This window comes from Sphingopyxis sp. GC21 (assembly GCF_025727575.1).
GTDB lineage: Bacteria > Pseudomonadota > Alphaproteobacteria > Sphingomonadales > Sphingomonadaceae > Sphingopyxis > Sphingopyxis terrae_A.
Genome location: NZ_CP095845.1, coordinates 3,479,545 through 3,492,232, shown reverse-complemented (window position 1 = coordinate 3,492,232; position 12,688 = coordinate 3,479,545). Strand labels below are relative to the sequence as shown.

At 67.3% G+C, this 12,688-nt stretch carries 14 protein-coding genes and 2 tRNA genes; 8 read left to right on the top strand and 8 right to left on the bottom strand.

Features of this window, described 5'->3' with window-relative positions; translation table 11 throughout:
• The first annotated feature begins 58 nt into the window (after positions 1–58).
• Positions 59–820, top strand: a complete 762-nt coding sequence (locus tag MU856_RS16900) for a competence/damage-inducible protein A (RefSeq protein ID WP_062901333.1) — start codon at positions 59–61, stop codon at positions 818–820.
• Here the strand turns inward: MU856_RS16900 and MU856_RS16895 are convergent.
• The 4 genes from MU856_RS16895 to MU856_RS16880 form a co-directional block, all read right to left on the bottom strand.
• Positions 793–2,046, bottom strand: coding sequence for an MFS transporter (locus tag MU856_RS16895; RefSeq protein ID WP_263587993.1), 1,254 nt, complete (start codon positions 2,044–2,046; stop codon positions 793–795). The two genes, MU856_RS16900 and MU856_RS16895, sit on opposite strands and share 28 nt — an antisense overlap.
• Positions 2,047–2,103: 57 nt before the next feature.
• Positions 2,104–2,176: transfer RNA gene (locus tag MU856_RS16890), tRNA-Gly, on the bottom strand.
• A gap of 141 nt (positions 2,177–2,317) precedes the next feature.
• Positions 2,318–2,881, bottom strand: coding sequence for a peroxiredoxin (locus MU856_RS16885; RefSeq protein ID WP_263587992.1), 564 nt, complete (start codon positions 2,879–2,881; stop codon positions 2,318–2,320).
• 102 nt (positions 2,882–2,983) lie between these two features.
• Positions 2,984–3,060 (bottom strand) — tRNA-Arg (locus MU856_RS16880).
• Positions 3,061–3,178: 118 nt separating this feature from the next.
• Between MU856_RS16880 and MU856_RS16875 the strand changes: the two genes are divergently transcribed.
• Positions 3,179–4,243, top strand: a complete 1,065-nt coding sequence (locus MU856_RS16875; RefSeq protein WP_263587991.1) for a YeiH family protein — start codon at positions 3,179–3,181, stop codon at positions 4,241–4,243.
• Between the two features lie 31 nt (positions 4,244–4,274).
• On the opposite strand, the gene MU856_RS16870 is transcribed toward MU856_RS16875, so the two are convergent.
• The gene (locus tag MU856_RS16870) at positions 4,275–5,075 is read right to left on the bottom strand and encodes a zinc-ribbon domain-containing protein (RefSeq protein WP_263587990.1); all 801 of its coding nucleotides are present in this window, start codon (positions 5,073–5,075) and stop codon (positions 4,275–4,277) included.
• Between the two features lie 205 nt (positions 5,076–5,280).
• Here MU856_RS16870 and ftsE point away from each other — a divergent pair, with 205 nt between their 5' ends.
• From ftsE to MU856_RS16850, 4 genes are read left to right on the top strand one after another with little or no spacing between them, the layout of a single operon-like run.
• Positions 5,281–6,009, top strand: coding sequence for a cell division ATP-binding protein FtsE (ftsE, locus tag MU856_RS16865; protein ID WP_263587989.1), 729 nt, complete (start codon positions 5,281–5,283; stop codon positions 6,007–6,009).
• 12 nt (positions 6,010–6,021) lie between these two features.
• Positions 6,022–6,927, top strand: a complete 906-nt coding sequence (locus MU856_RS16860) for a cell division protein FtsX (protein WP_234180400.1) — start codon at positions 6,022–6,024, stop codon at positions 6,925–6,927.
• A complete protein-coding gene (locus MU856_RS16855) occupies positions 6,924–7,454 on the top strand; it encodes a YdcF family protein (RefSeq protein ID WP_003042416.1) in 531 nt (176 codons plus the stop codon). Before MU856_RS16860 ends, MU856_RS16855 begins: the two co-directional genes overlap by 4 nt.
• Positions 7,451–8,182, top strand: a complete 732-nt coding sequence (locus tag MU856_RS16850; RefSeq protein WP_263587988.1) for a lysophospholipid acyltransferase family protein — start codon at positions 7,451–7,453, stop codon at positions 8,180–8,182. The genes MU856_RS16855 and MU856_RS16850 overlap by 4 nt, the downstream gene beginning before the upstream one ends.
• A gap of 38 nt (positions 8,183–8,220) precedes the next feature.
• Here MU856_RS16850 and MU856_RS16845 read toward each other — a convergent pair whose 3' ends face one another.
• Positions 8,221–9,129, bottom strand: a complete 909-nt coding sequence (locus tag MU856_RS16845; protein WP_062901340.1) for a prephenate/arogenate dehydrogenase family protein — start codon at positions 9,127–9,129, stop codon at positions 8,221–8,223.
• A 5-nt stretch (positions 9,130–9,134) separates the two neighbouring features.
• Positions 9,135–10,253: a histidinol-phosphate transaminase gene (gene hisC, locus MU856_RS16840; protein ID WP_263587987.1), complete on the bottom strand. Its 1,119-nt coding sequence runs from the start codon at positions 10,251–10,253 to the stop codon at positions 9,135–9,137.
• Between the two features lie 79 nt (positions 10,254–10,332).
• On the opposite strand from hisC, the gene metX reads away from it, so the two are divergent.
• Together metX and metW are read left to right on the top strand one after the other, a co-directional pair.
• On the top strand, positions 10,333–11,454 hold the full coding sequence (gene metX, locus MU856_RS16835; protein ID WP_062901342.1) for a homoserine O-acetyltransferase MetX: 1,122 nt from the start codon (positions 10,333–10,335) through the stop codon (positions 11,452–11,454).
• Positions 11,455–11,456: 2 nt separating this feature from the next.
• Entirely contained in the window at positions 11,457–12,044 is a 588-nt protein-coding gene (gene metW / locus MU856_RS16830) for a methionine biosynthesis protein MetW (protein ID WP_086457899.1), read from the top strand.
• A gap of 39 nt (positions 12,045–12,083) precedes the next feature.
• Here metW and MU856_RS16825 read toward each other — a convergent pair whose 3' ends face one another.
• Positions 12,084–12,572 (bottom strand): DUF1993 domain-containing protein, encoded by a 489-nt coding sequence (locus MU856_RS16825; RefSeq protein ID WP_263588991.1) that lies wholly within the window; start codon positions 12,570–12,572, stop codon positions 12,084–12,086.
• Positions 12,573–12,688 lie beyond the last annotated feature (116 nt).

Below are 12,688 nucleotides of genomic sequence, written 5' to 3'. Positions count from 1 at the left end.
AACATCGTCTGCGATCCAGAAGCCTTGTTTTGTCATGCGGGCGCGGTAAGGCAAGAGGATGAGCGACGAACGCATCTGGACCGCCGCCGTGCTGGTGATCGGGGACGAGATTCTCTCGGGCCGCACGCAGGACAAGAATGTCGCGCAAATCGCGACCTGGCTCGACGTGCAGGGGATTCGCCTGCGCGAAGTGCGCATCGTTCCCGACGTCGAGGACGAGATCGTCGCGGCGCTGAACGCGCTGCGCGCGCGTTACGACTATGTCTTCACCACCGGCGGCATCGGCCCGACCCACGACGACATCACCGTCGATGCGGTGGCGAGAGCGCTCGGCGTCGGGGTCATCGTCCACCCCGATGCGCGCGCGATTCTCGAACGCTATTACACGGCGCGCGGCGGCGAACTGACCGAGGCGCGGCTGCGCATGGCGCGCACCCCCGAGGGCGCCGAGCTGATCCCCAACCGCATGTCGGGCGCGCCCGGCATCCGCATCGGCAATCTGTTCGTGATGGCGGGTGTGCCGCACATCACCGCGGGCATGCTCGATGCGCTGACCGGAGCGCTGGAAGGCGGGGCGCCGCTCGTCGCGCACACGATCGGCGCATGGGCACCCGAAAGCGAGGTCGCCGACCTGCTTCGCGCGGGCGAAAAGGATCATCCCGGCGTCGCGATCGGCAGCTATCCCTTCTTTCGCGACGGCCGCGTCGGCGCCAATTTCGTCTTTCGCTCGACCGACGCGGAACGGGTCGCCGCCTGCGTTGCCGCCGTGCGCACGGCGCTCGAGGCGGCGGGCTATACGGTGACCGACGGCGGCATCTGATCGGCCGCGTCGGCGTCGCTCGTCCGCGTCGCGCGGGGCAGGCGGCGCAGCATCGCGATCGCGAACAATCCGAACAGCGCCGCCACCAGAAAGGCGGCGCCGGGGAAATGCACCGGCGCGTTCGCGCCCGTGAACCAGGCCATGGTGCCGGTGAGCAGCAGGGGCGCGACGATCTGCCCCAGCCCCATCGCCATCGCCGAAATCCCCTGCACCTCGCCCTGCGCGCCGGCATCGGCGCGGCGCGACAAGATCGCGCTCAGCGATGGCTGCACCGGCGCCTGGAACATGATCGGCACGATCAACAGGAAGGCGCCCCAGGTCGTTGTGACGAACGCATAGCCGACGAACACCGCGACCGCGACGGCGATGCCGATCGTCGCCGCATCGCGTTCGCCGAAACGCGCGACCATCGGCCCGACGACGAAGCTTTGCCCGAGCGCGATGGCAACGCCGACCGCGGCAAGGCTCGCGCCGATCATCCCCGGCGTCCAGCCGAGCTGCGCGGTGCAGTAAAAGCTCCACGTCATCGGATAGACGAGGCTGGCGATCTGCCACAGCAGCAGCACCGCCGCCGCGCCGCTCATGCCCGGAAGCGCGCGCATCGCTCGAACCGCGCCGAGCGGATTGGCGCGGCGCCAGTCGAAGCCGCGCCGCTTGTCGGGGGCCAGCGTCTCTGGAAAGATGAAGGCACCGTAGATCATGTTCGCCGCCGCGAGCAGCGCCGCCGCCACAAAGGGCGCGCGCGGCGACAACTCGCCCAGAAAGCCGCCGATCGCAGGGCCGACGACGAAGCCGACCCCGAAGGCGGCGCCGACGAAACCGAAGTTGCGCGCGCGCTCCTGCGGCCGCGTGACATCGGCGATCGCCGCCATCGCGGCGGCATAGCTACCCCCGAAAATCCCCGACAGCGCGCGCGCGACGAATAGCCAGGGCAGCGTGTCGACGATTGTCAGCAAGGCATAGTCGGCGGCAAGCCCGGCAAGTGACAGCAGCAGCACGCGCCGCGGCCCGAACCGGTCCGACAGATTGCCGAGCACCGGCGAAGCGAGGAAGGTCGCCACCGCCATGACGAGTCCGATCCACGCCCCGACCTCGATCGCATGCGCGAGGTCGATGCGCCCCACCTCCATCACGAGCTGCGGCAGCACCGGCATGATGATGCCGAATCCGATCGCATCGATGAAGATGGTCGCCACAATGAACGGAATGGTGCGCTTTGCCGTCACAAGAAAATCCTGAATGTCGGAAGCGGGAGGCCTGCGCCGGGCCTCTTACGGCAGGGCTGGAGCGGTGAAGGGAATCGAACCCTCGTCGTAAGCTTGGGAAGCTTCTGCTCTACCATTGAGCTACACCCGCATTTCAACGACTTGGCCCCTGCCTGCCGTGCTGTTTTAAAGCGCGTTTTGCAGTTGCCCTCGCGATGCGGCGTCCGAGTGCCACGATGACCGCGCTGTCGTCAACATATCTCTTGTGGATCGCGCGGGCACGCGGCGGCGATCAGCGTTTCCGCGCCTTCCATGCCCGCACCGCCGCGATTGTCTTCTCGATATGCGCCTGCGGCTTGCTGTCGGTGTAGCTGAGCAGGATCGTCCCGTTCGGCGCGATCACATAGGATGTACGTTCGGAGAGAATCCGGTTGTCCGCCGTGCGCATCGTCGTGTCATATTTGGCGGCGACCTTCGCGCCCGGATCGGCCGCCACGGCAAATTTGTCGCGGCATTCCGACCGCGAAAATTCGGCGACGCGGTCGATATTGCCCGCGGTGACGCCGATGACGCGTGCGCCCAACTTTTTGAAATCGTCGGTCGATTCGGCAAAAAGATGCGCCTCGATCGTGCAGCCGGGCGTGAAAGCCGCGGGAAAGAAATAGAGGACGACCGGACCCTGCTTCAACGCCTGTTTCAGCGACAGGCTGAAAGGCTTCCCGCCCTGTGCCGCATCCAGCGTGAAATCGGGCGCCTTCACGCCGGGCTTGAGCGCCGCGAAGCCCTGCAGCGGCGCGGTTGCCAAGAGCAGCCCGACACCCAGCGCGATTGCCGTCATGCCCCGGAATTTCATCATCGCTCTCCCATTTGGCCGATGTCGCCCAGCATGACCAAAAAATGCGCGGGCGTCCAGCGCGCCGACGCGGACGCCCGTCGAGGTCATGGTCTTGGAGAAAACTGGCGCACCCGACAGGATTCGAACCTGTGACCTCTGCCTTCGGAGGGCAGCGCTCTATCCAGCTGAGCTACGGGTGCCGGTAGAGCGCGGCCTCTAGCAAGAGCTTCGCTTGCCAGCAATGGTCTATCGACCGCGCGGCGCGGATATGCGAAGCGGCGTCGGGGCCGCGATGCGGCGGCCGGTGCGGGGACGGTGATGGCGGATACGAACCAGGGCTGGCCGATGGCCGCCGATCTTTATGGCGAGCTGCAGCTCGAAACAACGCCCACGGCCGCGCGGCGCTGGCACGATTATTTTCCCGGCGCCTTTGCGACCGCGATCGCGGCGCTCGCCGCTGCGTGGCTCGCCGATCATTATGGCGCCCCGCTTGTGCTGATGGGGCTGCTCATCGGCCTCGCGATGAGTTTTCTGTCGCAGGACAAGCGCACCCACGCCGGGCTCGACCTGATGTCGCAGACCGCGCTGCGGATCGGCATTGTCCTCGTCGGCGCCCGGATTACCGCCGAACAGCTCGTCGAACTGGGGCCGCTCCCCTTTGCGCTGCTCGTCGTCATCATGCTCGCAGTCATCCTGATCACCGTCGCGAGCGCGCGGCTGTTCCGGCAGGACAGTCACGCCGCGCTGCTCGCGGGCGGCGCGACCGCAATCTGCGGCGCGTCGGCGGCGCTCGCGCTCTATTCGCTGATCGGCGACAAGCGCGTCGACCAGGCGCGCTTCACGCTGACGCTGGTCGGCATCACGGTCGCGAGCGCGCTGGCCATGTCGCTCTACCCCATTCTCGCCGCCGAAATCGGCCTGACCGACACGCAGGCCGGCTTTCTGATCGGTGCGTCGATCCACGACGTCGCGCAGGCGATCGGCGGCGGCTTTTCCTTTTCGCCGCAGGCGGGCGAGGTCGCGACGATCGTCAAGCTGACCCGTGTCGCGCTGCTCGCCCCGATGCTGATGCTCGTCGCCATGTGGCTGGGCCGCGCCGGCGACGCGCCCGCCGGAAAGCGCAAGATCCCGCTGCGCCTGCCGTGGTTCATCACCGGCTTTCTGCTGATCGCCGCGATCAATTCGATCGTTGCAGTTCCGAAGCCGGTGCAGGGCGCGGCGGCGACCGGGGCGCAGGCGCTGCTATTGCTCGCGATCGTCGCGACGGCGATGAAGGCACGGCTTGCGCTGTTGCTCGATCAGGGGTGGCGCAGCTTCGCGCCGATCATCGTCGCGACGCTGACCAGCTTTCTGCTGGCGCTTGCCGCCGCCGTCAGCCTGTGACGCCGTGACGTCACGACGGCGCAGCTGAGGCTCAGCCTTTCGGGAGCGCCCAGCTGACGGTCAACTGCGTCGCTCGGCGCGGAATATCGAGCTTCGCCTCGCTGAAATTGACCTTTTCGTTGGGCGGCAGCATCCGCACCGGCGGCTTGATCGTCCAGCTATAGACGATCGTCCCCTGCGCATCGCGCAGTTCGGCGAGGATCGGCGGCACGCGCTGTTCGCGATCGGTCGGGTTGATGATGACCCCACTCGCCGCGAAATAGATAGTGCCGTCGGGCAGTTCGCGGTGATCCTGATTGGGCGGAAGCTCGATCACCAGATCGGGCTCGTCGGTCATCCCCGGAATACCCAGACCCTGCGCCCAGCCCGGCAGGCCGAACCAGTAGAGCGCCCCGGTCGCGCCGATCATCAGCAGCGCGGCGGCAGCGGCGATCATCGTCCAGCGCTTGGCGGGATTGCGCCGGGCGCGGCGGAAGGGCAGCGGCGGCTCGGCCTCGCTGGCCGGAATGACGCGCGGCTCGGCCTCGGGCACCGCAAAGGCCTGCGGCGGCGGCGGCGGCGCGGACTCCTCGACCACGGGCGGCGCGGCCGGTGCGGGATCGAATGCGGGCGGTGCGGATACAGACGAGGGGGCGGAAGGCGCGGCCTCGGGCGCCGAAACCGGCTCCGGGGCCGGCGGCGCTGCAGGCGCGGGCGCCGCCGGAGCCGCTGCAGCGGGTTCCTGGAACCAGCTATGGCGGCAACTGGCACAGCGCACCGTTCGGCCATTGGGTCCGATCGCCGTGTCGGGGACGACATAGCGCGTATGGCAGGACGGGCAGGACAGGATCATGGCGTCTCTCTAAACACGCTGATTCGCGGTGTTGCAAGCGCCGCGTGCGCCGGGCGTGCCGGCAAGGCATGGCGGGCGCCGGTCGAAAAGCCGACGCTTGGCGCTTGTCCTCGCGAAACAGCCGTGCGACAGGCAGCGACATGAGCGGCGGGGCTCCCCTTTTCGACCGGCACCAAGGCGCATCGCGGCGCGCGATGGTGGCGTCATGACGGCGACCGGCCCCGGCCGACCCGGCGGCGCAATGGTCGAATTCGACGGCGTCGGCCTGCGCTACGGGCCCGATGCCGAGACTTTGTCCGACATCAGTTTCAACCTTCAGCCCGGCAGCTTCTATTTCCTGACCGGCGCGTCGGGCGCGGGCAAGACCTCGCTGCTCAAGATGCTTTACCTCGCGCAGCGGCCGAGCCGCGGCATCGTGCGCCTGTTCGGCGAGGATCTGGGGACGATGCCGCGCCAGCGCCTGCCCGGCTTTCGCCGCCGCATCGGCGTCGTGTTTCAGGACTTCCGGCTGATCCCGCATTTGAGCGCGCGCGACAATATCGCGCTGCCGCTGCGCATTGCCGGGGTCAGCGAGGAGGATCTGTCGGGCCCGGTGGGCGAAATGCTGAGCTGGATCGGGCTGAGCGAACGCGCGCACGCCTTTCCGCCGACGCTGTCGGGCGGCGAGCAACAGCGGGTCGCGATCGCGCGCGCGGTCATCGCCCGCCCGCAACTGCTCGTCGCCGACGAACCGACGGGTAACGTCGATCCCGAGATGGCGATGCGCCTGCTGGGCTTGTTCGAGGCGCTCAACCGCCTCGGCACCACGGTCGTCGTCGCGACCCACGACATCCACCTGATCAGCCGCATCGACAATGCCCAGATGATGCGGCTCGAAAAGGGGCGGCTGTCCGATCCCACCGGCGCGCTGCGCTATCCGCCGAACCGCGCCTAGGATGGAAGGCCGATGATCTTCGCGCGCGTTCCCGTCCAGCATCGCCGCCTGCTTCCCGATCGCCGCCTGTCGGGCCCGACACCGTGGGTCATCGCGATCCTGATGATGCTCACCCTGCTGGCCGCCGCGGGCGGCGTCGGCCTTGCGCGATCGGCGGATGCGATCGGCGAGGCAATCGCGGGGCGCGTCACGGTGCAGATCATTACCGCCAATCCCGTGCTGCGCGCAGAGCAGGCGGCGGCACTGCGCCGCGCGGCTGCTGCACAACCCTTCGTGCGATCGGCGCGCGCGGTCGATCCGGCCGAGCTGCAGGCGACGCTCGGCCAATGGTTCGGCACCGCCGACGGCGACGATCCGGTGCTGCGCTCGCTGCCGATGCCGGCGCTCGTCGATGTCGATTTCGTCGGCGAGGATCGGTCGGGTCATATGGGCCAGCTGCGCGCGCTCGTCGCCCGCGAGGCCCCCGGCGCGCGCGTCATCCCGCATGCGGATTGGCTCGGCCCCGTCGCGCGGTTGATCCGCTCGCTCGCCTGGATCGCGGGCGGTCTCGTTATCCTGATGACGCTCGCCAGCGCCGCGGTGGTCATCATGACGGCACGTGCCGCGCTGGGCACCCATTATGCGACGATCGAGATGCTGCACCTGATCGGCGCCACCGACCAGCAGATCGCCCGCCTGTTCCAGCGCCGCATCACGATCGATACGGCTTATGGTGTCGCGCTCGGTACCGCGGTGGCCGCCGCCATCCTGCTGCTGATCGGCTGGCAATGGTCGCGCGTGACATCGGGACTTGCCGCGACCGCGTCGCTTGGGCCGATCGGCTGGGCGCTCTTGCTGGCGCTGCCGCTATTGGCTATCGCGCTCGCGGCACTGACGGCGCGGCAGACCCTGCTCGCCGCGCTCAAGAAGATATTATGATCAAACGGCTGATCTCTCTCCTGTTCCTGGCCTGGGTGCTGGGCTTCGCGTGGTTCGCGCTGCTCTTGCCGCTGCCCGCGGGCGACCAGACGACCGACGCGATCGTCGTGCTGACCGGCGGCCCCGGCCGGATCGACCGCGGGCTGGAACTGCTCGAGGCGGGACGCGCCAAGCGGCTCCTGATCAGCGGCGTCGCGCGCGAAGTGAAGCCGAAGGAACTCGCCGCCGAATATAAACGGCCGCAAAAGCTGTTCGATTGCTGTGTCGCGCTGGGTTTTGAGGCCGAGGATACACGCTCGAACGCGACCGAGGTCGCAAGCTGGGTTGCGCGGCGCAACTACAAGAGCATCCGGCTCGTCACCACCGACTGGCACATGCGCCGCGCCGAATATGAACTCGGCCGCGCGATGGACAAGAAGGTGACGATCCTTCCCGATGCGGTGCGCAGCCAGCCGAGCTTTTCGACGCTGTTTCGCGAATATCACAAATATCTGGCCGGTCTGGCGGGCGGCCTGCTCGGACTGTGAGCTATCCGATCGCCCTCGTGCGTTCGATCCTGTTCTGGATCGCCTTCGTCCTGATGAGCAGCATCTGCTCGATCGGCGCGATCGTCACGCTGCCGATCTCGCACCATGCGACGCGCGGGTTCGTGCGCGCTTGGGCGAAGTTCCACCGGCTGATCTGCCGCTTCATCCTGGGGCACCGCGTGATCGTCGAGGGCGAGATGCCCGACATCCCCGTCCTCTATGTCTTCAAGCATGAGGGCGCGTTCGAGACGATCGAACAGCCGATGCTGTTCAAATGGCCCGCGGTCTTCGCCAAGGAGGAATTATTCTCGATCCCCGTCTGGGGACAGGCTGCGCGCTTTTACGGGCTGATTCCGGTCGACCGCGACGGCGGCAGCAAGGCGATGCGCGCGATGCTGCACGCGGCCAAGGCGGCGCTTGCAATCGGTCGCCCGCTGGTACTTTTCGCCGAAGGCACGCGCGTGCCGCATGGCAAGGCGCCGCCGCTGCGGTCGGGCTTCGCGGGCGTCTATCGCATGCTGGGCGTCCCCGTGATCCCCGTCGCCGTCAACAGCGGCATCGCCTATCCGCCGCACCGCTGGATCAAATGGCCGGGAAGCATCACCTATCGCATCGGCGAAACCATCCCCGCCGGCCTGCCGCGCGAGGAAGCCGAAGAACGCGTCTGGCGCGCGATCAACGCGCTCAACCCGCCCGAAGCACTGCTGGAAAAACCGGCCGAGCAATAGCAATAACGTTCGTCGCCCCGCCTTCGCGAGCGCGACGGTCAGTGTTTGCGCCCGAAATCGGGGGCCGCATCGTCCTGACCCTGCTCGATGATCGAACGGCGGATCGCCCGCGTCCGCGTGAACCAGTCTTCGAGCCGGTCGCCGTCGCCGCGGCGGATCGCCTGCTGGAGCGCCGTCAGATCCTCGTTGAAGCGCTGCAGCGTCGCGAGCACTGCATCGCGGTTGGCAAGGAACACGTCGCGCCACATCACCGGGTCGCTCGCCGCGATGCGCGTGAAATCGCGAAAACCGCCCGCCGAATATTTGATGACCTCGCTCTCGGTCACTTCCTCGAGCTCGCTGGCGGTGCCGACGATCGTATAGGCGATCAGGTGCGGCAGATGGCTTGTCACCGCCAGCACCATGTCGTGATGCGCCGCGTCCATCGTCTCGACCTTCGCGCCGAGCGCCTGCCACAGCCCCGTCACCGCGGCGACCGCATCGGCGGGCGCGTCCGGCGCCGGGGTGACGATGCACCAGCGTCGGTCGAACAGCGTCGCAAAGCCCGCGGCCGGGCCGCTGTTCTCGGTCCCCGCGACCGGGTGGGCGGGCACCACGACATGATCGGGCAGAGCGGCGCGCAGCGCGGCGCCGACCCCCGCCTTCGACGACCCGACGTCCGAAATTATCGCATGCGCGGACAGGCCCGGCGCGATCGCCGCGGCAGCGGCGGCCATGCGCCCGACGGGTACCGCCAGAATCACCAGATCGGCGCCCTCTACCGCCACCGCCGCATCGTCGCTCACCGCGTCGCAGAAGCCGAGTGCGCGCGCCTCGGCGCGGACATCGGGATCGGCATCATGGCCGGTCACCGCCACATCGGGAAGCTTCGCCTTGATCGCGCGCGCTACCGACGAGCCGATCAGGCCCAGCCCGACGATCGCCACCCGCCCGATCGCGTGCGCCATGCCAGTCAGCCCGCGGCGATCGCGGCGCGGATCGCCGCCGCGAGCCCGCGCGTCTCGTCTTCGGTGCCGATCGTCATGCGCAGCGCCTGCGGGATACCCTGTCCAGGCAGCCAGCGGACGATATAGCCCGCCTCCATCAGCCGGTTGTAGACCGTCTCGGCACTGATCGCGCCTTCGAACAGCACGAGCAGGAAATTGGTCGCCGACGGGACGATACGCAGCCCGTGGTTACCCAGGCTTTCGATCTCGCCCGCCAGCCAGGCGCGCCATTTCGCATTATGCACGCGGCTGCGCGCGACGAAATCATCATCGGCCAGCGCCGCGACCGCTGCCGCCTGTCCGGCGCGCGTGACATTGAAGGGCAGGCGGATACGGTGCAGCGCCGAAATCACCTCGGCGCTCGCATAGCCCCAGCCGATCCGCTCGGCCGCCAGCCCGTGGATCTTCGAAAAAGTGCGCGTGACGAACACATTGGGCGCGCTTTTCGCCAGTTCGAGGCCGCCATCATCCTGATCGGCATCCAGATATTCGGCATAGGCCTGGTCGATCACGAACAGCACGTCGCCGGGCAGGCCGGCGTGGATGCGCGCAACCTCTTCCTTCGTTGCGAGCGTTCCGGTCGGATTGTTCGGATTGGCGAGATAGACGACGCGGGTCTTGTCGGTCACCGCGGCGAGCAGCGCATCGACATCGGTCGCATAGTCGCGGTCCTCGGCTTCCACCGGCACCGCGCCGACCCGCCGGGCCGCGATTTCATAGACTGCAAAGCCGTAGCGGACATACAGGATTTCGTCGCCTTCGCCGGCATAGACGCCCGCCGCGAGGTGAAGCAGTTCGTCCGACCCGTTGCCGCAGATAACGCGCGCCGGATCGAGCCCGAACTTCGCCGCGATCGCCGCGCGCAGCACGTCGGCGCCCGGATCGGGATAGCGCGAGAGCGCGTCGGCGGCCGTCTGAGACGCCCGGAAGGCTTCGCGCGCCTTGTCGCCGGTGCCGAGCGGATTTTCGTTCGCCGAAAGCTTGATCAGCGGCCGGCCGTCAGCGCCCGCCGACTTGCCGGGCACATAGGGAGCGATGCCGCTGATCCACGGCTTGGGGGCGAGGGTTTTGCTGTCACCGGTCATGCGGCGCCGTTTAGCGGCTGTGCGCGCCGAGTCCAGTACGTTGACAGCCTTCGCGCACCGGCCTAGCGCCCCGGAAAGCATGGCGAGCCTCCTCCATCAGATCCGGCACCAGAGCGTGACGATCGACCGGCCCCTGCCGCTCGACAGCGGTCAGGCGTTGCCGTCGGTGACGATCGCCTATCAAAGCTATGGCACGCTCGATGCCGACCGGTCGAACGCGGTGCTCGTCTGCCACGCACTGACCGGCGACCAATATGTCGCGAGTGACCACCCGGCGACGGGCAAGCCGGGCTGGTGGGCGCGCATGGTCGGTCCCGGCAAGCCCGTCGATACCGACCGCTATTTCGTCCTCTGCGCCAACGTCCTCGGCAGCTGCATGGGGACGAGCGGTCCGGCGACGCCCGATGCGGCCACCGGCGCACCACTCGGCATGGCTTTTCCTGTCATCACTATCGCCGACATGGTGCGCGCGCAGGCTATGCTGCTCGACCATCTGGGGATTGCGCGGCTGCATGCCGTCATCGGCGGATCGATGGGCGGAATGCAGACGCTCGGCTGGGCTGCGGCCTATCCCGAACGGCTGGCGTCGGCGGTCGTTATCGCAAGCGCCGCGCGCCATTCGGCACAGAATATCGCCTTTCACGAGGTGGGGCGGCAGGCGATCATGGCCGATCCCGACTGGCAGGACGGCCAATATTACGGCAGCGACCGCGCCCCGACCAAAGGGCTGTCGGTCGCGCGCATGGCGGCGCACATCACCTATTTGTCCGAAGCCGGGCTGACCGAAAAATTCGGCCGCCGGCTGCAGGCACGCGATGCCAAGAGCTTCGGCTTCGACGCCGATTTCCAGGTCGAATCCTATCTGCGCCATCAGGGGCTGGCCTTTACCGACCGCTTCGATGCCAATGCCTATCTCTACATCACGCGCGCGATGGACTATTTCGACCTTGCCGAACCGCATGACGGGCGCCTCGCAGGCGCATTTGCCAAGGCGCGCGACGTGCGCTTCACGCTCGTCAGCTTCGATACCGACTGGCTCTATCCGACCAGCGAATCGCGCCGCGTCGTCCAGGCGCTGCAAAGCGTCGGCGCGGCGGCAAGCTTCGTCGAACTGTCGGCACCGTTCGGCCACGACAGCTTCCTGCTCGACGTCCCGGCGCTCGACCGCCTCGTCGCCGGTGCGTTGCGGAACGGCGGCTGAGCATGGCGCTGCGTCCCGACCTTGCGATCATCGCCGGCGCGGTCCCCGCGGCCACCCGCGTCCTCGACGTCGGCTGCGGCGACGGCGACCTGATCGCGGCGCTCCGCGACAAGGGCGTCGATGCCCGCGGACTCGAAATCGATGCGGCCAATGTCACCGCGGCGATCGCGCGCGGCCAATCGGTGGTCCAGGGCGACGCAAACCACGACCTTGCCGACTATCCCGACGATGCGTTCGACTATGCGATCCTGTCGCAGACACTGCAGACGACCGAGCGCCCCGACCGCGTCATTGCCGAGCTGCTGCGCATCGCCCCGCGCGCCTTCGTCAGCTTTCCCAATTTCGCGCATTGGCGCGTGCGGCTCGCGCTCTTGTGGAACGGGCGGATGCCGGTGACGCGCCTGCTGCCCGTTGCATGGTATGAAACGCCGAACATCCACCATGTCACTGTCGCCGATTTTCGCGACTTGGTGCGCGCGCGTGGGATCGGCGTCGAGGCGGCCTGGTATCTGTCGGGCGACAAGCCGACCAGCGCCGCCGCCGCAACCTGGCGCGCCGAACATGCGATCTTCCTGATTTCGCGCGGCTGAGTCGCAAGGCGCGGCGTCAAGAAGTCCGGAACATTCGCTCTATTCCGCAGTCGATGCCTTGTGGCGCGCCATATGGAGTATGAAATCCATCTTCCCGATGAGCAAACCCGCATTGCGCAGCAAGGCATAGGCCATCGTGACATGAAAGTAGAAGTTCGGCAGGATCCAGTCGCGGATGTCTTCCTCCGCCGACATCAGGAAACGAACGCCATTGGGCAAGGTCAGATCGACGAGGGCATCGGCGTCGGCCCATTCGGCGGGGCCGGTCTGTTCGACCAGCAAGCGAATCGCAGAAATTCGCTGGCGCACCTCGGCGAGCGACTTGTAGGCCACCTCTTCGAGCGGTAGCGCCTGTCCGCCGACTTGATTGAGCGCCAACACCACCTGATTGAGCGCAACGCGGAACTGCAGTTCGAGCGGAAACATGTCATCAGTCAATTTGTCCGCGAGCACCTCATCCGTCATTCCGGCATCGATGGCTTTGCTGACGAGGTGATCGAGCGTGCCCAGCATATTGGCGAAGGTCATCCGGGCGGATTGCGCGTAAGTCATGACGATCCTTTATGGCGAACTGTGCCAGACGGCAGAACATCGGCGCGAGCCGTCAATCACAACGCTATGAAATATAAACGTTTTCTACGAAT

Coding starts and splice junctions, on each gene's coding strand:
- MU856_RS16845 (WP_062901340.1), bottom strand. CDS start 9,129: ATGGCGCACGCGATCGGGCGGGTGGCGATCGTCGGGCTGGGCCTGATC.
- hisC (WP_263587987.1), bottom strand. CDS start 10,253: ATGACCGGTGACAGCAAAACCCTCGCCCCCAAGCCGTGGATCAGCGGC.
- MU856_RS16875 (WP_263587991.1), top strand. CDS start 3,179: ATGGCGGATACGAACCAGGGCTGGCCGATGGCCGCCGATCTTTATGGC.
- MU856_RS16870 (WP_263587990.1), bottom strand. CDS start 5,075: ATGATCCTGTCCTGCCCGTCCTGCCATACGCGCTATGTCGTCCCCGAC.
- MU856_RS16900 (WP_062901333.1), top strand. CDS start 59: ATGAGCGACGAACGCATCTGGACCGCCGCCGTGCTGGTGATCGGGGAC.
- MU856_RS16855 (WP_003042416.1), top strand. CDS start 6,924: ATGATCAAACGGCTGATCTCTCTCCTGTTCCTGGCCTGGGTGCTGGGC.
- MU856_RS16885 (WP_263587992.1), bottom strand. CDS start 2,881: ATGATGAAATTCCGGGGCATGACGGCAATCGCGCTGGGTGTCGGGCTG.
- ftsE (WP_263587989.1), top strand. CDS start 5,281: ATGACGGCGACCGGCCCCGGCCGACCCGGCGGCGCAATGGTCGAATTC.
- MU856_RS16860 (WP_234180400.1), top strand. CDS start 6,022: ATGATCTTCGCGCGCGTTCCCGTCCAGCATCGCCGCCTGCTTCCCGAT.
- metW (WP_086457899.1), top strand. CDS start 11,457: ATGGCGCTGCGTCCCGACCTTGCGATCATCGCCGGCGCGGTCCCCGCG.
- MU856_RS16825 (WP_263588991.1), bottom strand. CDS start 12,572: ATGACCTTCGCCAATATGCTGGGCACGCTCGATCACCTCGTCAGCAAA.
- metX (WP_062901342.1), top strand. CDS start 10,333: ATGGCGAGCCTCCTCCATCAGATCCGGCACCAGAGCGTGACGATCGAC.